This is a genomic window from Candidatus Accumulibacter vicinus (genome assembly GCF_000584955.1).
In the GTDB taxonomy this organism is placed as follows: domain Bacteria; phylum Pseudomonadota; class Gammaproteobacteria; order Burkholderiales; family Rhodocyclaceae; genus Accumulibacter; species Accumulibacter vicinus.
Genome location: NZ_JDSS02000034.1, coordinates 1,163 through 19,757, shown reverse-complemented (window position 1 = coordinate 19,757; position 18,595 = coordinate 1,163). Strand labels below are relative to the sequence as shown.

At 63.7% G+C, this 18,595-nt stretch carries 15 protein-coding genes and 2 pseudogenes; 4 read left to right on the top strand and 13 right to left on the bottom strand.

What is annotated here, in order from left to right; translation table 11 throughout:
• The 3 genes and pseudogenes from CAPSK01_RS15560 to CAPSK01_RS15550 all read right to left on the bottom strand — a co-directional run.
• Nucleotides 1-433: pseudogene (locus CAPSK01_RS15560) on the bottom strand (transposase); the annotation flags it as partial.
• Nucleotides 434-699: 266 nt separating this feature from the next.
• Nucleotides 700-2,124 (bottom strand): annotated as a pseudogene (locus tag CAPSK01_RS15555) (DUF4158 domain-containing protein); the annotation flags it as partial.
• A gap of 2 nt (nucleotides 2,125-2,126) precedes the next feature.
• Nucleotides 2,127-2,684 carry a recombinase family protein gene (locus CAPSK01_RS15550; RefSeq protein ID WP_034928705.1) on the bottom strand — a complete coding sequence of 186 codons (558 nt, stop codon included), beginning with the start codon at nucleotides 2,682-2,684 and terminating at the stop codon, nucleotides 2,127-2,129.
• Between the two features lie 161 nt (nucleotides 2,685-2,845).
• Between CAPSK01_RS15550 and CAPSK01_RS15545 the strand changes: the two genes are divergently transcribed.
• A complete protein-coding gene (locus tag CAPSK01_RS15545) occupies nucleotides 2,846-3,829 on the top strand; it encodes an arsenic resistance protein (RefSeq protein ID WP_034928702.1) in 984 nt (327 codons plus the stop codon).
• A gap of 90 nt (nucleotides 3,830-3,919) precedes the next feature.
• Here CAPSK01_RS15545 and CAPSK01_RS15540 read toward each other — a convergent pair whose 3' ends face one another.
• The 8 genes from CAPSK01_RS15540 to CAPSK01_RS15505 form a co-directional block, all read right to left on the bottom strand.
• On the bottom strand, nucleotides 3,920-4,984 hold the full coding sequence (locus tag CAPSK01_RS15540) for a glycosyltransferase (RefSeq protein WP_273703807.1): 1,065 nt from the start codon (nucleotides 4,982-4,984) through the stop codon (nucleotides 3,920-3,922).
• Nucleotides 4,985-5,269: 285 nt separating this feature from the next.
• Nucleotides 5,270-5,656, bottom strand: a complete 387-nt coding sequence (locus tag CAPSK01_RS15535) for a hypothetical protein (protein WP_034928700.1) — start codon at nucleotides 5,654-5,656, stop codon at nucleotides 5,270-5,272.
• A 90-nt stretch (nucleotides 5,657-5,746) separates the two neighbouring features.
• Nucleotides 5,747-8,908: a CusA/CzcA family heavy metal efflux RND transporter gene (locus CAPSK01_RS15530; protein ID WP_096453055.1), complete on the bottom strand. Its 3,162-nt coding sequence runs from the start codon at nucleotides 8,906-8,908 to the stop codon at nucleotides 5,747-5,749.
• A 10-nt stretch (nucleotides 8,909-8,918) separates the two neighbouring features.
• Complete coding sequence (locus CAPSK01_RS15525) at nucleotides 8,919-9,260, bottom strand: P-II family nitrogen regulator (protein ID WP_034928697.1); 342 nt, start codon at nucleotides 9,258-9,260, stop codon at nucleotides 8,919-8,921.
• Between the two features lie 15 nt (nucleotides 9,261-9,275).
• A complete protein-coding gene (locus CAPSK01_RS15520) occupies nucleotides 9,276-10,865 on the bottom strand; it encodes an efflux RND transporter periplasmic adaptor subunit (protein WP_034928694.1) in 1,590 nt (529 codons plus the stop codon).
• A 1-nt stretch (nucleotide 10,866) separates the two neighbouring features.
• A complete protein-coding gene (locus tag CAPSK01_RS15515) occupies nucleotides 10,867-12,213 on the bottom strand; it encodes a TolC family protein (protein ID WP_228111558.1) in 1,347 nt (448 codons plus the stop codon).
• Nucleotides 12,214-12,353: 140 nt separating this feature from the next.
• On the bottom strand, nucleotides 12,354-12,713 hold the full coding sequence (locus tag CAPSK01_RS15510; RefSeq protein WP_034928692.1) for a hypothetical protein: 360 nt from the start codon (nucleotides 12,711-12,713) through the stop codon (nucleotides 12,354-12,356).
• Between the two features lie 69 nt (nucleotides 12,714-12,782).
• On the bottom strand, nucleotides 12,783-13,115 hold the full coding sequence (locus tag CAPSK01_RS15505; RefSeq protein ID WP_034928689.1) for a DUF4148 domain-containing protein: 333 nt from the start codon (nucleotides 13,113-13,115) through the stop codon (nucleotides 12,783-12,785).
• Between the two features lie 168 nt (nucleotides 13,116-13,283).
• Here CAPSK01_RS15505 and CAPSK01_RS15500 point away from each other — a divergent pair, with 168 nt between their 5' ends.
• Both CAPSK01_RS15500 and CAPSK01_RS15495 read left to right on the top strand, forming a co-directional pair.
• Nucleotides 13,284-13,973, top strand: a complete 690-nt coding sequence (locus tag CAPSK01_RS15500) for a heavy metal response regulator transcription factor (RefSeq protein ID WP_034928687.1) — start codon at nucleotides 13,284-13,286, stop codon at nucleotides 13,971-13,973.
• A complete protein-coding gene (locus CAPSK01_RS15495) occupies nucleotides 13,970-15,313 on the top strand; it encodes a heavy metal sensor histidine kinase (RefSeq protein ID WP_034928685.1) in 1,344 nt (447 codons plus the stop codon). Before CAPSK01_RS15500 ends, CAPSK01_RS15495 begins: the two co-directional genes overlap by 4 nt.
• Nucleotides 15,314-15,384: 71 nt before the next feature.
• Here the strand turns inward: CAPSK01_RS15495 and CAPSK01_RS15490 are convergent, their stop codons facing one another.
• Together CAPSK01_RS15490 and CAPSK01_RS15485 are read right to left on the bottom strand one after the other, a co-directional pair.
• The gene (locus tag CAPSK01_RS15490) at nucleotides 15,385-17,493 is read right to left on the bottom strand and encodes a heavy metal translocating P-type ATPase (RefSeq protein ID WP_034928709.1); all 2,109 of its coding nucleotides are present in this window, start codon (nucleotides 17,491-17,493) and stop codon (nucleotides 15,385-15,387) included.
• Between the two features lie 317 nt (nucleotides 17,494-17,810).
• Entirely contained in the window at nucleotides 17,811-18,323 is a 513-nt protein-coding gene (locus CAPSK01_RS15485; RefSeq protein ID WP_034928684.1) for a hypothetical protein, read from the bottom strand.
• 118 nt (nucleotides 18,324-18,441) lie between these two features.
• Here CAPSK01_RS15485 and CAPSK01_RS23320 point away from each other — a divergent pair.
• The coding region (locus CAPSK01_RS23320; RefSeq protein ID WP_034928681.1) for a MerR family DNA-binding transcriptional regulator at nucleotides 18,442-18,595 on the top strand (154 nt) is incomplete at its 3' end.

The following is an 18,595-nucleotide window of genomic DNA, read 5'->3' as shown; positions in this document are numbered from 1 at the left end:
TGTAACCATATTGCCCCAGCTCGTTGCATTCCCCTTCGAAATAGCTTGAGGTCACGTCGTACAGCACCAGAACCGGTGTTTGGCCCTGCTCCTTGACGTAGGCCTGGTACAGTTCTCGCTCGATGCGTTCCTGCTGGCTCGCCAGCCAGTCCAGCGCGGCATAGAGGTCGTCCTCATCGAACGCCTCCACCGCCAACACATCGGCCACCGTGTGCTGTTTCGCCCAGCGTACCGCCGACAACCGCGAGCCACCATGCGCGATACGCGCGAGAATCAGGAACAGGTTGAGCTTGCTTTCCGCAGCGCTGCCCAGTACCCGCGTGATGCCCACCTGGTCGGCCAACTGCTTGAGTGCAAACAGCACCCCAAAAATCTCGCCGCTGGTCATCTCTCCCGACCAGTCGTCGAATTCGCCCTTCACCAGACGTTCCATGGCGACGATTCGTTCCGGTGCCCAGTTCGTCAGATTGGCGATGGTTCGTGTGCAGACTTTGCCTCCCTCGCGATAGGACTCGCGAAGCAGGATGGCCGGCCTGGACTTTCGGTTGGGGACGCGGGCGATGTACATGCCGACAATAATAGCCAATAGTACATTGTTTGTAAATAGCTATTATTATATTTACATGCCTACATTTTTGCCGATTTTCTGGTTTCTTGCCATGAATCAACGACTTACCTCAAGGGCTCCGGGAAGGTCCGCCAGATGTCGCCGGAGCGCAGCGCGTTCTTCAGCTCCGACAGCGCGCACAACTCGTAGTAGCGCCGGTCGATGCCGGTGTCGGTCATCACCAGCTTCTGCCAGCGCGGCTTGATGAAGTCGGTCGGCGCATCGGCGGGCACCTTGCGGGCGTTGTCGCGGTTCATGCCGCGCAGCACCTCGATGGCGTCGAGCATATCCTTGGCGGCAGGCGCGGCTCGCAGCTTGAGCACGTCGAGGAATTCCGGCGCGTAGCGGCGCAGCGTGGCGTGGTGCTCGCCGATGCGGTGCAGGAAATCGAAGTCCTCGGGCTGCGCGAGCCGCTGCGCCTCGGTGACGCTCTCCGTGAAGGCGTCCCACGACATGACCGCCTCGATGGCGGCGAACGGATCGCTGCCCGCCTGTTTGGCCTCGATCAGCGCCCGGCCGATGCGGCCGAACAGGCGCACCTTGGCGTTGATCGCCTTGCCGGATGCCTGAAACTGCTGTTGATGCTTGTTCTTGGCGGCGTTGAAAAGCTTGCCCAGGATGCGATCGTGCAGGTCGATGATTTCGTCGGTGACGGTGGCCATGCCCTCGATGGCGAGCGCTACCAAGGTGGCGTAGCGGCGCTGCGGCTCGAACTTGGCGAGGTCGGCGGGCGTCATCTGGGCGCCCTCGCGAGCGATCTTCAGCAAGCGGTTCTGGTGTACCAGGCGCTCAATACCGGAAGGCAGATCGAGCGCCTGCCATGCCTTGAGGCGTCCGATGTGTTCAAGCATGTGCCGCGAGTTCGGCTTGGCCGGTGACTGGCGCAGCCAGGCCAGCCAGGTCGCCTTGCCGTTCTCGCGGCGCTTGAGCAGATCGTCGAGGCGGCGGCGATGCGCGTCCGACAGCGGTTCGGCCAAGGCGTCGTAGATGCGCCGGTTGGCGCGGGTGATCGCCTCGGCGCAGACGCGCTCGATCACATCGAGTGTCGGCAAGATGATGTGTTGGTGCCGCAGGGAGTCGAGGACACTGCCGGCCAGCACGATGCCCTTGTCGGTCTGCAAGGCCAGTGCGGTCGTGGCATGAACAGCCTGGCGATAGTGCCCCAAGCCGAACGGCTCCATGTCCAGGTACGCCCGCAGTTCGAGCAGGTGTTCGCGCCGGGTCTCCTCCCGTTCGGAATATTGCGGCCAACATGCCGGATCGAGTCGCAGGTGCCGTTCGATCCATTGCAGCAGGGGCCTCGGCACCTCAGCGTCCGGTAACAGGCCCTGACCGGGGAAGCGCAGCAAACACAACTGCACCGCGACACCCAGGCGGTTGGCCTCACCGCGCCGCTGGCGGATCAGTGACAGGTCGGATTCGCTGAAGGTGTAGTGTCGGATGAGTTCGTCTTGTGTATCGGGCAACGCCAGCAAGCTTTCGCGCTCGGCAGCGGACAGGATCGAACGGCGAGGCATGGTCAGGTTTCTCGCATGTACTGGTAAAGCGTTTCGCGGCTGATGCCGAACTCGCGGGCGAGCTTGGCTTTCTGCTCGCCCGCCGCGATGCGCCGTTTCAGTTCCTCGATCTTTTCGCTGTTCAGAGACTTCTTGCGCCCCCGATAGGCTCCGCGCTGCTTGGCGAGCGCGATCCCTTCGCGCTGCCGCTCGCGGATGAGCGCCCGCTCGAACTCGGCGAACGCGCCCATCACCGACAGCATGAGGTTCGCCATCGGCGAGTCCTCACCGGTGAAGGTCAGACTCTCCTTGACGAATTCGATGCGCACGCCGCGCTGGGTGAGCTTTTGCACCAGGCGGCGCAGATCATCGAGGTTGCGCGCCAGGCGGTCCATGCTGTGCACCACCACGGTGTCGCCCTCGCGCACGAAGGCGAGCAGCCGTTCCAGCTCAGGACGCTGGGTGTCCTTGCCCGACGCCTTATCAGTGAACAGCCGGTCCACCGAAACCTGCTCGAGCTGGCGTTCCGGGTTCTGGTCGAAGCTGCTGACGCGGACGTAGCCGATGCGCTGACCGTTCAAGGTGTACTCCTGAGGACAATGTGTCAGGAAGAAATTTATGACCCTTGGTGGCGTGTGTCAATCAATTCGGAAAGCAAGTCTATCCTGACGCTTTCGCGTCGGCTGGTCTGACGCCAGGTTAGGGTATGCTTCAAATTGACACAAAGGAGCGAAATACAGACATGCAAGACATCCGGGAAATATTCGAGAGGCACCAAGTCGGCATTTACTTCGCGGCCGTTGTGTTGGCTGCGCTTGTCGCTTTGCTCGTACCCGGCACGGCAGCGCTTGAGGGTGGCGTCAACCCGGCGCTTGCACTCATGCTGTTCGTGACATTCCTGCAAGTGCCCCTGGCCGACCTTGGCCGGGCCTTCAGTCGCGGCCGGTTCCTTGCCGCACTGCTCATTACCAATTTCATCGTAACGCCGCTCGTGGTGGCCGTATTGGTGCAATTCCTGCCATCGGACCCTATGGTGAGGCTTGGCGTGCTGCTGGTGTTGCTGACGCCTTGCATTGACTACGTGGTTACGTTCTCGCACCTCGGTCGTGCCGATGCGCGGCTGCTACTGGCGGCAACCCCTGCGCTCCTGGTTGTGCAAATGCTGCTGCTGCCGGTCTATCTCGGCCTGCTTCTCGGGAACGATGCCGCAACCCTCGTGCAGCCCGGCCCGTTCGTTCATGCCTTCGTCTGGTTGATCGCGGTTCCACTCGCTCTTGCTGGGCTTGTGCAACTATGGGCGGCTCGAAGCCTGGCCGGTGAAAAGACCTCAGCGGCACTTGGTCTATTGCCGGTACCAGCGACCGCCCTTGTCCTATTCGTCGTCGTCGCGGCCGTGGTGCCGCGCCTCGGCTCCGCGACCGATGCGGCCTTGGGTGTGATTCCCTTCTATATCGCCTTTGCTGTGATCGCCCCCCTGATCGGATGGAGCATCAGCCGGCTGTTCCGCCTTGATGCCCCCGCCGGCCGAGCCATCGCTTTCAGCGCAGGCACTCGAAATTCCCTTGTCGTGTTGCCGCTTGCTCTCGCTGTGCCTGGGGCCATACCCGTATTGCCTGCCATCGTCGTTACGCAAACTCTTATCGAGCTGCTCAGCGAGTTAGCCTATGTCCGCTTCATCGCGCGACTCGGCGATATTGATCCTGTTGCTTCGCAAACCTCCTCGTAGTCGAGCGTGGCAAATTTAGGGCCGCTACGACCGGCTTAGCGTACGATTTTTCCCTTTCGTGAGCCGACCCCGACTACTGCACCCGATTCGCTATCGACGCACCAACCCCTCATACATCGCCACATAGCAACCAACGACGGCAGCCCTGGAATGATGGGCTCGCACGGTATGGGCGCCCCGCTCGGCAAGCCGATGCCAGGCAGTCGGCCCCGCCGTGAGCAATGACCGCAGACATCCTGCAAGTTCGTCGGGCCGACCCGTTGCAACAACGAGCCCATTGTCTTCCGCCTGAATCAACTCGCGAGCGCCTACCGTGTCGGTGGACACAACCGGCAGTCGATGTGCCCAGGCCTCGAGAATGACATTGCCCAGCGGCTCATCGCGTGACGGGCAGATGAAGATATCGGCCAGATGAAAAATCGGCGTCGTCTGCATCTGCCAGCCGAGCCATCGTGTTCTGTGCTCGATACTTAGCGCCGCCGTTTGGCTTGCCAGCTTCGTGCATAGGGGTCCATCCCCGGCAATCACGAGAAAAAGGGGACGTCCGCCGATATGAGTCGGCAACGCTGCAAACGCCTCAAGGAGGTCCGAGAAGCCCTTCTTGGGAATCAGGCGTCCGAGCGAGAAGAGCACGATGGCATCGGCAGGAATTTCATACTGTTTGCGCAATGCGCCGATGAGGCTGGCCGGCGTGGGCGCAGGTGGCTCGACGAAGTTTCCAATACGATAGACGCGCTGAGCAGGCAGCCCTTCTCTGATCAGATAGTCGCACAGGGCCTTGCTGTTTCCGACCCAGGCATCGGCATGCCGATAATAGCCATCGATCTTGTAGAAGCCGCCCAGCCGAGCGACGTGAACAGCCGACGCACTGCGTGGAATGCGTGTCAGCCGCGTCGCCCGCCCCATGTAGGTTTGGACGATATCCGGCCGAAGACGATGAATCAGCCGCCGAATCGAGACGACGGATGCAAGGTCCCATCCACTTCGCATGGGTACGCCCTGACATGTCAAATCGGACGGCAAGGTCTGCGCCACCATTGCACCGGGGCGCGTTACGGCAACGACCTCCTGCCCTTCGAAATTTGACAACGCAGGGACAAATCGGGAGTAAAAGCTTTCTGCGCCGCCCAGTTCCCGACTGCCGATGATATGCAATGAACGCATGATTTGACGCCTGTGAAGTTATCTTTGGAACAATTGATTTGGGCAACGCGCGCGATGGGGCTTCGCTGTCGAGGCTGCTGCCGTACAGGCGCACAGTCGCAGCCTCAATCGCCCACGACGCCAAGGGGACGAGGCAGTACGCGGCACTGAACGGTGTGCATAAGGCGTGACCGGCCGCCCGGTGCCGGAAGCGACACCAGGGAGCGCAACAATGAATGCGGATCAGGCGGCTGCTCGAAACGTGCTCAGCACGTAGAGCGCAATGGGTGCGTCAAGTCATCGCAATCGGAACCATACGGTTGCCTCACCCCGCCCGGGGAGGGCAACCACGGCCACAAACTTCATGCCGGGGATGATCTTGAAGTGGCCTTGCACCTCGAATTTCTCCCCGGCGGGCAAGAGCGCGGTTTCGATCCTTTCCTTACCCGACAGCAAAGTGACTCTTGCGGCGCCTCCGGTGACGGCAACGCTCTTCCCATGATCGCGAAGGTAGAGTTGCAGCAGGGTTCGCGTAGCCACGAGTTCATAGTCCACTTCATTGACTTCGGCCACCATGCCGCCATGTCGGGGCACATGGTCCTTGTCATGGTCATGCCCGCCTGCGGCGAAGACGCTGAAGGACACCAGGACGATCACCGTTGCAATGACAGAAGCGTGTTTCATGCGACCTCCATGACGAAGGAGAGAACCGCGGGTGGATCGGGTCTATCGGGCGAAAGCGCAGCGGTCCGTACCCTTCCGCCCCACACAGGATCAATGGGCGGGAGCCAATGTCTCCGCGGGTGACGCCATTCGCCTCTCGCGTCCATGGGCGATGCGATACAGCGCCGGCAGCACGAGCAGCGTCAGTGCGGTAGACGACAGGATGCCGCCGATGACCACAGTGGCCAGTGGCCGCTGCACTTCGGCACCGGTACCGACCGCGATCGCCATGGGAACGAACCCGAGCGATGCGACCAGCGCCGTCATCAGCACGGGACGCAATCGCGTCAGCGCGCCCTCCCGGATCGCGTCATCGAGATCGAAGCCGTCATCGCGCAGACTCCGGATGTACGAGATCATCACCAGGCCGTTCAGCACGGCCACGCCCGACAGCGCGATGAAGCCGACACCGGCGGAGATCGACAGCGGGATATCGCGCAACCACAGCGCCAGGATGCCGCCGGTCAGCGCGAAGGGGACGCCGGTGAAGACCAGCAGCCCGTCCTTGACATTGCCAAACATCATGAAGAGCAACGTTAGGACAAGCAGCAACGCGACCGGCACGACGATCTGAAGCCGTTTGGCGGCCGACTGCAACTGCTCGAAGGTGCCGCCCCAGGTCGTCCAGTACCCTGTGGGCACCTGCACCGCCGTGGCGATCTTCGTTTCCGCCTCGGCGACGAAGGAACCAATGTCGCGCCCGCGCACGTTGGCGGTCACCACAACCCGACGTTTGCCGTTTTCGCGGCTGATCTGGTTGGGGCCGGGCGCAGACTCGATGCGTGCGACATCGCCCAGCCGGACGAAGCCACGCGCGCCGTTCTCGCCGGCGGGCACGCGGATTGGCAGACGGCGGATCGCCTCGAGGTCACCGCGAATCGCATCGGGCAACCGGACCAGGATGTCGAAGCGCCGGTCGCCCTCGAACACCGCCCCGGCCTCCTGCCCGCCGAGCGCAGCCGAGACGCTGTCCTGGACGTCGGCGACGTTCAGGCCGAGCCGGGCAATCTGATTCCGCTCGATCCGGACCGTCAGCATGGGCAGGCCAGTGGTCTGCTCCACCTTCACGTCGGCAGCACCCGGAACCCCCTCGAGCACGGCGGCAATGCGTTCTGCCGTCTCGTTCATGGTGTCCATGTCGTCACCGAAGACCTTCACCGCCACGTCGCTGCGAACGCCCGAGATCAACTCGTTGAATCGCATCTGAATCGGTTGCGTAAACTCGTAGTTGTTGCCCGGTATCTGACCGACCGCACGCTGCATCGCCGCGACCAGCTCACTCTTGGACTTCTGCGGGTCCGGCCACTGGTCCCGCGGCTTGAGCATCACGAAGTTGTCGGCGACATTGGGTGGCATCGGGTCGGTGGCGATCTCGGCCGTACCGATCTTGGCGAACACGTTGTCGACTTCGGGGAAGGTCTTGACCGTGCGCTCCAGTTGCACCTGCATGTCGATCGATTGGCTCAGGCTCGTGCCTGGAATGCGCAACGCATGAAGTGCGACGTCGCCCTCATCGAGGCTCGGGATGAATTCGCTGCCCATGCGGGTCGCCAGTAGCCCTGACAGCACGATGCTGACGCAGGCGATCGTCAGAACCAACGGCTTGCGCGCCATGACCCAGTCGAACGCCGGGGCGTAGCCGCGCTTGGCGATCGTCATCAGCCGATTTTCGGTCTCGCTGACCTTGCCGGACAGAAAGAGCGCAACCGCTGCGGGTACGAAGGTGACCGACAGAATCATCGCGCCCAGCAATGCGGTCACGACGGTAAAGGCCATCGGGTGGAACATCTTGCCTTCGACCCCGGTCAGGGCAAAGATCGGCAGGTACACCACCATGATGATGAGCTGGCCGAAGAGCAGCGCCCGCCGCGATTCCTTCGACGCCACGAAGACTTCGTGAAACCGCTCGTTGCGCGTCATCGGCCGGTCGAGCGCAGCCTGCGCGTGGGCGAGGCGGCGCACACAGTTCTCGACGATCACCACGGCCCCATCGATGATGATGCCGAAGTCCAGGGCGCCCAGGCTCATCAGGTTGGCGCTGACCCGGTTCGTCACCATGCCGGTGAAGGTGAATAGCATCGCCAGCGGGATCACCATCGCGGTGATGAGCGCCGCACGGATGTTGCCGAGAAACAGGAACAGGATGGCAATGACCAGCAGAGCGCCCTCGGTCAGGTTCTTCTTGACCGTGTCGATGGCCTTTTCGACCAGGATGGTGCGGTCATAGACCGTCTTGGCGACGATGCCCTCGGGCAAGGTCTTGTTGATTGCCTGCAGGCGTGCGTCGACCGCCTTCGACACGTCGCGGCTGTTCTCACCGATGAGCATGAACACCGTGCCCAGCACCACTTCGCGGCCATTCTCGGTCGCGGCACCGGTGCGCAGCTCCTTGCCCAGGCCCACTTCAGCCACATCGCGGATGCGTATCGGGACCCCTTGGGCGTGGCCGACGACGATATTGGCGATATCGTCGATGCCGGCGACCTGTCCCGGTGCGCGGATCAGATACTGCTCGCCCCGACGCTCGATATAACCTGCCCCCACGTTGGCGTTGTTGCGCTCGAGCGCCGTGACCAGATCGCTGATGGCCAGCCCGTAGGACACCATGCGCTCGGGCAGGGGTGCCACCTGAAACTCCTTTGCATAGCCGCCGATCGTGTTGATCTCGGTGACCCCTGGGACGGTGCGCAATTGCGGCTTGATGATCCAGTCTTGAATCTCGCGCAGATCCATCGGTGTGTACGCGCTTCCGTTGGGTTTTTTCGCGCCCTCGGTCGCCTCGACCGTCCACATGTAGATTTCGCCCAGCCCGGTGGCGATGGGGCCGAGCGCCGGGGCGAGGCCGGCCGGCAGTTTGCTGCGGGCCTCCTGGATGCGCTCGTTCACCAGTTGCCGGGCAAAGTAGATGTCCGTGCCGTCCTTGAACACGACGGTGACCTGGGACAGGCCATAGCGCGACAGGGAACGGGTCTGCTCGAGATTGGGCAAACCGGCCATCGTGGTTTCGATCGGGAAGGTCACGCGCTGTTCGGACTCCAGCGGGGAGTAGCCGGGTGCTTCGGTGTTGATCTGGACCTGGACATTGGTGATGTCGGGCACCGCGTCGATGGGCAGACGCTGATAGTTGTAGATTCCGACGCCGACCATGCCGAGCACGGCGAGCAGCACGAGCCATCGTTGATCGATGGCGAAGCGGATGATGCGTTCGAACACGAGCCTCTCCTCAAAGCGCCGCGGCGTCGCGTTCGCCGGTGCGAATACGGACCGCGGTGACGAGTTCGACGACACCGACCATCCCGTCGCCCGGTTGCCCCGTGCGTGCCGCCGCCGCGACCGCGTCGACGATGGCGGACGCGTCATCGTCCTGGCACAGGATCAGCAGCACGAGCACATCGTGGGCGTGGGGATTCCATTCATCGGCGACGAACCGGTGGTCCGGCCCATGCCCGCGGGGATGGCCTTTCGCGCCGAATACGGTGAAGCCGGGGCAATGCGGGAGCGTTTCGAGCGCCGTCTCGACGGCGTCGAGGCGGTGGGGGCGAATCATGGCAGTGATCTGTTTCATGTCGGGGGCTCCCGGTCAGTGGTCGTGGCTGGCGCCGGCCTTGCCGAGCTCCGCCTTGATGACATAGCTGTTCTTCGCCGCGTAGCGCTCGCCCGCCTGCAGGCCTGCCAGCACCTCCACGTGTCGGCCGTCGCTGCGACCCAGTTCGAGCGGGCGCGCTTCGAAGGCGTCGCCGTAGCGGCCGAATACCACCTTCCAGTCGCGCAGATCCTGGACGGCGTCCACCGCGACCGCGACCGGCACCTTCGTTTCCGCGGCGACGACGGTGACGGACACCGGCAATCCCGGTCGCCAGACACCGGAGGGGTTCTGCACCACGATGCGGGCGATGCCAGTACGGGACTGCTCGCCGATCAGCGGGCTGATGAAGGTGACCCTGCCCGGCGCCGACGCGTCGAAGGCGCTGGCGCGGATCGTTACCGTCTGGCCTGCGGCGAGCGCACCCAGATCCTGCGCGGACACCGGCGCCTCCACCCATACCGACGACAGGTCCGAGACGGTGAAGACCGCGGCGTCCTCCTTGACCGCCTCGCCGACCGACAGGCGTTTGTCGGTCACGACCCCGTCGATCGGGGAGCGAAGCTCATAGCGCGTGAGTGCGCTGCCGCCCGAAGCAACGCTGCCCAGAGTGGCGAGCTTCTGTTGTGCGCTCTGTACGGCAATCTCGCCTTCCTGCATGACGGTGCGCGCCTGCAGCATGTCCTGCTCGGGCGAGATCTTCTCCTGCCACAACGTCCTTTCACGCTCGTAGGTGGTCCGCGCGAGTGCGAGACGACGCTGCGCGGCCAACAATTCGGTACGCTGGTCGGCGAGCAATTGACTGCTCAGCACGGCGAGCACCTGTCCCTTGCGCACACGTTCGCCTGCGCTGACCGCCACCGACTCCACCAGGCCGGCCAGCCGCGGGACGACCTGCACGGTACGATCACTGTTGTAGCGCACCTCTCCCAGTAACTCGAGCGCTGTTCCGATCGTGGCCGGCCCCGCTTCGGCGAGCTCGATTCCGGCGCCCTGGAGCTGTGCATCGGTCATGGTGACGCGGGCCTCGACCTGTTCGTAGCCGAGCTGGTAGCGTTTTCCTTCGTAGTCCGCCTGTACCTTGACCGCAAAGGAGTGCGGCTCGGCCACGACCGCATCGCCCTTGAGGTAGTCCCCTTCCTTGATGAAGCTGAAACGTTGCGGCGACTGTCCCAACCGCTCGAGGACGAGCTGGATCTGGCTCTGCGCGACATCGAGCGGCTTGCCCTCCCAGTACGTGTAGAGCCGGAATTGAGGTTCCGCCCCGGTTTCGAAGATCGTCACCTCGATGCCGTAGCGGCCATCGGTGAGCAGCTTGCCGCCGTGTGGACCTTTGGCCGGTTCGGCGGCGGCCTCGTGGTGCTCTTCATCGGCATGCGAGGCATCGTCGGCGTGGTCGGTCGACTTGGCCTGACCGTGATGCTCCTCCTCGGCGTGCCCGGGCGCCTCCGGGTGGGCGGCATGCCCATGTTCGTCAGTGACGGCCTTGTTGCCATCGGTCGCAAGAATCGCTGCACCCAACGCGAGCCCGACGACGAGCACGGCGACGATCGCCCAGTGTGTGTTCTTCGGTTTGGTTTCTGCCATTTCACTCTCCAGTGCGCCGGACCGTTGCCGGCGCGAGCGGGGTTTCGGTTGATTCGTCGAGGCCGAGCAGCCGGTCGAGGTCCGCGCGGGCGCGGTGGGTATCGGCCAGGGTGCGCAGGTACTGGCTGCGGGCCTGCAGCAGCGTGCGCTGCGCATCGAGCGCTTCGAGGAAGCTGAACTTCCCCAGTTCGAAGCCCTTCGCCGCCGCGTCGTAGGCACTTTGGGCGCCGGGCAGCACCTGCTCGGCGAAGAGCTGGGCTTCCTGGCGTAGCGACGCCAGGCGCGCACGGGTCTCCCGCGCTTCGGCCGACACCTGCAACTGGCTGGCGGAGAGTCCTTCCCGAGCCTTCTCCTCGCGCTTGAGCGCCTCGAGCAGGTTGCCCCGATTCGTATCGAAGATCGGCAGCGGGACGGACAGGCCGACGATGGCCTGGTTGCGCCCCAACTCTTCAGACCGCTTCGCCCCCAGGCTGACGGTGATGTCCGGGATTCGGCGCGCCTTCTCGAGTTCCGTCAGCGCCTGCCGTCGGTCGATCTCCAGTCGGGCGCGGCGCAGGGCCGGCGCGTTGTCGAGCGAGCGCTCGAGATCGGCCATCGACGGGACCGCGGGCAACGCATCGAGCTGGGCGTCCAGCCTCCACGACAGGCCGCCGGGCTCGCCGAGCAAGGCCGCCAGCCGCGCCTGCGCACCGACCCACTCACTGCGCGCCTGACTCAGTTCGACCTGTACGCCCGCTTGCGCAACGTGGGCCTTGGTCTCCTCGATGGGCGCCACCTTGCCGGCCTTGACGCGCTGGCCGGCGGCCCGGCTTGCCCGCTGGGCAAGCTCCATGGCCTGCTCGGCCAGGCGCACGCGCTCCTGTGCGGTCAGCGCGTCGTAATACGCGGAGGTGACGGACGCGCGGATCGCGAGTCGCCTTGCCGTGAGTTCCTCGGCGGCGATGTCGTGGCCGCGCTCGGCCGCCAGCATGCGCGCCGCGCGTTTGCCGCCCAGCTCGATCGTCTGGTTGAGCTGGAGCGTCGTCGTCCGCGTCTGACGCTGGGTGTCCTCAAGCAGGTAGGCGATTTCGGGGTTGGGGCGGCTGTGCGCTTGCTGGCTCGCGCCGGCCATCGCCTCCACCTCGAGCCGCGATGCGGCCAGTTCCGGGTTCTGCGCGTGGGCCAGCGCGAGCGCTTGGCCTAGCGACAGGGTGCCACTCACTGCCGCGTCGCCGGCTGCCGGCTGCGAACGCCATGCTGGCGCTGGCGCGGCCGGCGCGGAAGTGGGCGGGTTCTGCGCCCACGTCATGAGGGGAAAGCACAGTGCGACGCACAGGCCGATGCCGCGCGAAGGGTCGATCTTCGTCATTGAGTCCTCGTCTGGACGGCGTCAGGCTCGCTCGGGCAATGCGCCCGGCGAGACGGATCAAAAGGAAACCGACGAGGGCGGCCACGCGACCGGTGCTCAACCGATGCGTGGATCCATGAAACCCGAACTCGTCGGCGGAATCAGACGAGGAGGGATGCGGGCGGGCGAAGGAGGTTGTCCGGCGGCGGCTCGGACAGCGGGGAGCGATAGGGACTGTCGCCCGAGCGGTCCGGGAAGACCTCGAGACTGTGCGTGGCGGCAAACAGGGCGTGCGGGCTATGGCTGTGGTCGTGATCGGCGCTGCAACTGGCGTCACACGCCTTGCTCGTCCCGTGATCCGAGCGCTCGGTGCCGTCACGGTCCGCATGATCGTGCGTGTGATGACCCAGATGAGCGCGCTTCAGGGAACCGCCTTCGTGCGAGCAAAATGCCGCCACGGCCGCGGTGCTCCACTGCAGCGGCAGAAAAAACACGAGGAGGACGATCAGAAGCTTGCGCACGCACCGATTCTACAGGAGGTCTCAGGGTTGGAAATGGGGTGGCATCAATCCGTGGCGCGAACTGGAGGCTCAGTTCGCGCCATAGAGTTCCTCCATGTAAGCGCGCTCGGCAGGCGTCACGTTCTTGAGTTCCTGCAGGACCTGCTCTCGCGTTTTGCCGGGGCCCGCGTTCGTATCCGGCATCGGCAGATCACGCAGGAAAGATTCGTAACTTCCGTCTGCCTTGGCCTGCGCAAGCTCGCGCATCACGTCAGCGCGGGTCTTGGTGCTTTCACCATGGTCGGGATGAAACGTCCAGCCCACCTCGGTCGTCGTGCGATGCCAGACGTCCGCGTACGAGACGGTGGGGGCGACCAGAAGGCTGGCGATGAGCGCAGTGGAAGTGAGTATGCGAGCGACCATGATGGAACTCCTGTCGAATCATCCGTGACGCCAGACCGGTTTGGGCCTGCCGATGCCTTGAGGGTGAAGGCATGAATCGACTATACGAAGGCCGCTTCGTCAATTTGCGAACTGCCGCATTACGTTTTTGTAATGTCCGGCTCAGCCGGTTCTTGACATAATTCGATCATGAAAGTCCTGGTGATTGAAGACGAGCCCAAGCTTGCCGACTATCTTCGCAAGGCCTTGTCGGAGAGCAGCTACGTTGTCGATGTCGCCAATGACGGGGCCACCGGACTGCACTTCGCCCGCGAAGGGCAATACGATCTGATCCTGCTGGATGTCATGCTGCCGGTCGTCGACGGCTTCGGCGTCCTGAACGAACTGCGCAAGAGTAATCAGGTTCCGGTCCTCATGCTGACGGCGCGCGACAGGATCGAAGACCGGGTACGGGGGCTACAGGACGGCGCCGACGATTACCTCGGCAAACCGTTTGCGCTGTCCGAACTGCTCGCGCGGGTGCAGGCCTTGATGCGCCGGGGTGCCCTTTCCGCGTCACCCGCGGCGGAACTCAACATGCTTCGCCTCGAAGACCTCGAACTCGACCTGATGCGCCGCAGGGCGACCCGCGGCGGGCTGCGGCTGGAGCTGACCGCCAAGGAGTTCACGCTACTGACGTTGCTGCTGCGCCGGCAGGGGGAGGTCCTCTCCCGCACCGTCCTGGCCGAGCAGGTCTGGGACATGAATTTCGACAGCAATACCAATGTCGTCGAAGTCGCCGTTCGCCGCCTGCGCGGGAAACTGGACGATCCCTTCGACCGGAAGCTTCTGCACACGGTCCGGGGGATGGGCTACGTGCTCGAAAGCCGGGAAGAATGAAACCGGCGGCCCCTCGTTCGCTGCGCCGGTGGCTCTCGCGAGGGCTTGCCCTCCTGACCCTCGTCGGCTTGGGTCTGGTCTGCGCAGCCGTGTATGTGGCCACACACTTGAGTCTGGCGTCCCGGCAGGCGGTTTCGCTCGAGCAACATCGTCAGGTGATTGAACATCTCGTTGAAGAGCTTACGACCCCGGGCGACCTGGCCATCTTGCGTCACAAGCTCGACGACTTTTTTGCCGGTCGATCCGATCTGCGCTTGCGCCTGCGCTCCGCATCGGGCCAGTGGGTCTACGGCGCCGATGATCGAGGCCTCCTCATGCTCGCAAACGAGAAGCGGGTGGTCTTCGAGATCGCTTCTCCAACACATCCCTTCGCCCTGATGCAGGCAGAACTGACGTTGGACGTTTCATCCGACGATCAGTTGCTGCGCGGACTTGCATGGACACTGGCCGCCTGCGCCTTGACAGGCACGATCGCGATTTCATTGGGAGGAGCGTGGCTGGTGCGTCGAGCGCTCGAGCCGGTCAACGAACTGGCGCAACAGGCGATGCGTCTCGTGCCCGAACGGCTCGCAGAACGGCTCGACGGCGCCGCGCAGGCAGAGGAAGTGCAGCCGCTGGTTCAGCAGTTCAACGCCGTGCTCGAACGCTTGCAGGGAGCGTACATCCAATTGGAAGGTTTCAACGCAGACGTCGCACACGAACTGCGAACCCCCTTGACGACGCTGATAGGGCAGACGGAACTGGCGCTGAAGGGCAAAGGTGACGCGGCTGAGCTTCGCGACATCATGGGTTCAAACCTCGAAGAGCTACACCGTCTTTCGAGTCTCGTGCACGACATGCTGTTCCTGTCCAATGCGGACCGGGGCGTCAAGGCACGCACCCGCACGATCAGCAGTCTTGCCGCGCTTGCGCGTGAAGTCGCCGAGTACCATGAGGCCCCGCTGCTCGAGGCGCGGCTCACGATCGGGATCATTGGCGATGCCGTAGCGTGCGTCGATGGTCGTCTCGTTCGGCAGGCGCTGTCGAATCTTTTGTCGAATGCCACCCGATACGCGCAACCTGGCACGACGATCGAGGTCGATATCCACGAAGCGGCGCCGGGAGAAGTCGCGTTATCCGTTACCAATACGGGTCCCGAGATTGCCGAAGAGCACCTTTCTCGCCTCTTTGACCGTTTCTACCGGGTCGATGCTGCGCGCAAGCATGGCGAGGATAACAACTATGGCTTGGGCCTTGCGATTGTTGCCGCGATCGCGCGCATGCATGGGGGGCGGACGTTTGCTCGTTCCTCTCAGGGAATGACGACGATCGGATTCTCGGTTCCGTACAGCGACCGGTAGCGTTGGTCAGCGCCCGTTTCGCAGCGGCTGCTCGCATGCACGATACTTCTCCTCCACCGATGTTCCGTCCCTCAGTCCGTGCGTTCGGTCGGGCGCAAGAGGCGCAGGCCGTTGAACACGACGAGCAGGCTCGCGCCCATATCGGCAAACACGGCCATCCACATCGTGGCCGACCCCAGAAGAGCGAGCACCAGAAAAACGCTCTTGATGCCGAGCGCCAGGGTAATGTTCTGCCACAGTACCGAATGCGTGCGCCGCGACAAACGGATCGTCTCGGGGATACGGCGCAGATCGTCGTTCATGATCACGATGTCAGCCGCCTCCATCGCCGTATCGGTGCCCGCCGCGCCCATGGCGATCCCCATGTCGGCCTGAGCAAGTGCCGGCGCATCGTTAATGCCGTCCCCTGTCATTGCCGTAGGACCATATTGGCGCTGCAGGTCGCGAATCGCAGCGAGTTTGTCTTCAGGCAGTAGATTGCCGCGGGCATCCTCGATACCGGCCTGCGCGGCAATCGACCGTGCGGTCGCTTCATTGTCGCCGGTCAGCATCACCGGGGTGACCCCCAGCGCACGCAATTCGGCAATGGCAGTCCGGGACGATGCCTTGATCGTGTCCGCGACCGCGAACAGGCCCAGCACCTTCGTCGACGAGGCCAGCAGCGTGACAGTGCGTCCTTGCGATTCGTGCTCCGCCAGCCGTGCCTCGAGTTCAGCACTGCACTGGCCGCGATCTTCGATCAAACGGTGGTTACCCAGAGCATGGACGTCGTCGCCGACGCGCCCCTGAACACCGCGCCCCGCAAGGGCATTGAATTCGTCGACGGCCTCCAGCGGGTGATCGAGCCCGGCCGCAATGGCTTTCGAGACCGGATGGTCCGAGTGGGCGGCAAGGCTTGCGGCAAGGCTCCCGGTTCGCTGCTCGGTATGGTCGGCGGCGATGGCGTCGAAGGCCACGAGGCGTGGCTTGCCTTCGGTCACGGTGCCGGTCTTGTCAAGCGCGATCGCCTTGATCTTGCGCGCATCCTCGAGGTACGTTCCACCCTTGATCAGAATGCCCCGTCGTGCAGCCGCGGTGAGCCCGCTCACGACGGTCACCGGTGTGGAGATGACCAGCGCGCAGGGACAGGCGATGACGAGCAGGACCAGCGCCTTGTAGAGCGCATCAAGCCATGGCCAGCCGAATCCCAATGGTCCGACGATCGCCACCGCCAGCGCGATCACGAAGATGGCGGGCGTGTAGATCGCCGCGAAACGGTCGACGAATCGCTGCGTGGGCGCCCGCGTGCTCTGTGCTTCTTCCACAGCATGAATGATGCGTGCCAGCGTCGTATTGCTCGCCACGGCCGTCACGCGACATTCGAGCAACCCGGTTTCATTGATCGTCCCGGCAAAGACGAGATCGCCGGGTTGCTTGTCGACGGGAATACTTTCGCCCGTGACCGGCGCCTGGTTGATCGCACTGTTTCCGACGGTCACGACACCATCAAGTGGCACACGCTCGCCGGGTTTCACGCGAATGATGGCCTCCAGGTGCACCGAGGCCGCCGCGACGCGCACCCAACTTCCGTCCGCCTGCCTCACCTCGGCTTCGTCAGGGGCCAGGGCCATCAGGCTCGTGATCGCATTGCGTGCCTGGTCGACCGCGCGCGCCTCGATCAACTCGGCGATGGCATAGAGCGCCATGACCATGGCCGCCTCGGGCCACTGGCCAATCACGAATGCGCCCGTGACGGCGACGGACATCAGGGCATTGATGTTCAGGCGAGCACGACTGAGCGCGACGAGCCCCTTCTTATAAACGCTCAAACCCGACAAGCCGATTGCCGCAGCAGCAAGGGCCATACCCACGACCTTGACCAGGAGGGTTGCCGGTGCAAGGTAGGCCAATGCTTCAGCGCCCACCGCCAAGATCAGGGCACCCATCAGCCGCGCGAGCCCAGCTCCGATTCGCCGATCGTCGTCAGCGGACTCGGCTTGCAACGTCTGGCCAGACTGCCCCGCATCGACGAGATTGATCTCGAAGCCCGCCGCACGTATTGCATCTTGTGCCTGTTGCTGCCCGGCCGCGCCGGCCGTGATCATAAGCGTGCGCGTACCCAGCGCGAAGCCAAGCCGGCGAACCCCGACGACCGACGACAGCGCCTGCCTGATCTCCATCTCTTCGGTAGCGCAATCCATTGCCGGAATGCGATAAACCGTATTCTCGGCCGCCGCGCCGGGCAAAAGCTCCTGCGACGGCGTCGCGTCCTGCGCGCATGCACCCCCGACATTGCAGAGCTGGGTATCTTCAGTCACTTTGTTCATGATCACGCTCCTTGACGCCATTGAAAACCCTGTAGTGACCACAGAGTCAACCACTTACCCTAATCAGCGCCTCCTCGGTCGGGCAGTCCATGTGGGTGATGACGAAAACGGATTGCTTCATGGTGGTCCTGCACGAGGAATGCAACGGTCGCTCGCGGGGCATGACACCGAAGTGACCACCCCGGGACGGCTCACTTCGGCTGCGGCTGCTGCGACATCCACTGCTGATGCTGCATCATTTGATCCATCATCATCTGCTGCATCGGCATGTATTGCTCCATCATGAATTGGCGCTGCTTGAGTTGCTCGGGCGTCAGACGCCGGTAGTCCCCCCACATGGGCCCGCCCATCATGCGGCCGCCCATACGGCCCTGGCCCATCATCGGCGCCCCGCCGCAACACCCCATCATCCCCGGTGCCCACATGCCGTGCATCATCTGCATGTTGTTCTGCATCGTGGTCCAGTGGTCCTGGAGCAGTTTCTGCCGCGCCTGGGGATCCTCCGTCTGGCGGATCCTGTCCATCTGCTCCTGCATCGCTCTCATGTTCTCCTGCACCTGCGCCATCTGCTTGTCAAAGTCCGTCGTGCCGGGGGCCTCCTGTTTCGTCTGCCCGCCCGCGCCGGCTGGCGGGTCGGCGGCAAAGAGGGACGGCGCCGGCATCGCGAGGGCCGCGGCCAATCCCAACGTGATCAATGGTTTCATCTTGCGCTCCTTTCGAGGGTTCCCTGAGTCCTGCCCGCTGCGGCAGTGTCAACATTGAAAACCCTGTAGTCGCTCCGGGGTCAACGGCTTAGCATGAGCAATCGTGCGAGGAGGTGTCATGCGGATCGGAGAACTTGGCCAGGCGACCGGCGTCGATGTCGAAACGATTCGCTACTACGAGAAGGCGAGGTTGCTGCCGCCGCCCGCCCGGGCAGCGAATGGCTACCGCGCCTACGGCGCGGCACACCTGGAACGCCTGAGCTTCGTCCGCC

Excerpts from the sequence above, each read along its gene's own strand:
- CAPSK01_RS15520 (WP_034928694.1), bottom strand. The coding sequence starts at position 10,865 with ATGGCAGAAACCAAACCGAAGAACACACACTGGGCGATCGTCGCCGTG.
- CAPSK01_RS15495 (WP_034928685.1), top strand. The coding sequence starts at position 13,970 with ATGAAACCGGCGGCCCCTCGTTCGCTGCGCCGGTGGCTCTCGCGAGGG.
- CAPSK01_RS15505 (WP_034928689.1), bottom strand. The coding sequence starts at position 13,115 with ATGGTCGCTCGCATACTCACTTCCACTGCGCTCATCGCCAGCCTTCTG.
- CAPSK01_RS15525 (WP_034928697.1), bottom strand. The coding sequence starts at position 9,260 with ATGAAACAGATCACTGCCATGATTCGCCCCCACCGCCTCGACGCCGTC.
- CAPSK01_RS15535 (WP_034928700.1), bottom strand. The coding sequence starts at position 5,656 with ATGAAACACGCTTCTGTCATTGCAACGGTGATCGTCCTGGTGTCCTTC.
- CAPSK01_RS15515 (WP_228111558.1), bottom strand. The coding sequence starts at position 12,213 with ATGACGAAGATCGACCCTTCGCGCGGCATCGGCCTGTGCGTCGCACTG.
- CAPSK01_RS15500 (WP_034928687.1), top strand. The coding sequence starts at position 13,284 with ATGAAAGTCCTGGTGATTGAAGACGAGCCCAAGCTTGCCGACTATCTT.
- CAPSK01_RS15545 (WP_034928702.1), top strand. The coding sequence starts at position 2,846 with ATGCAAGACATCCGGGAAATATTCGAGAGGCACCAAGTCGGCATTTAC.
- CAPSK01_RS15485 (WP_034928684.1), bottom strand. The coding sequence starts at position 18,323 with ATGAAACCATTGATCACGTTGGGATTGGCCGCGGCCCTCGCGATGCCG.
- CAPSK01_RS15490 (WP_034928709.1), bottom strand. The coding sequence starts at position 17,493 with ATGGATTGCGCTACCGAAGAGATGGAGATCAGGCAGGCGCTGTCGTCG.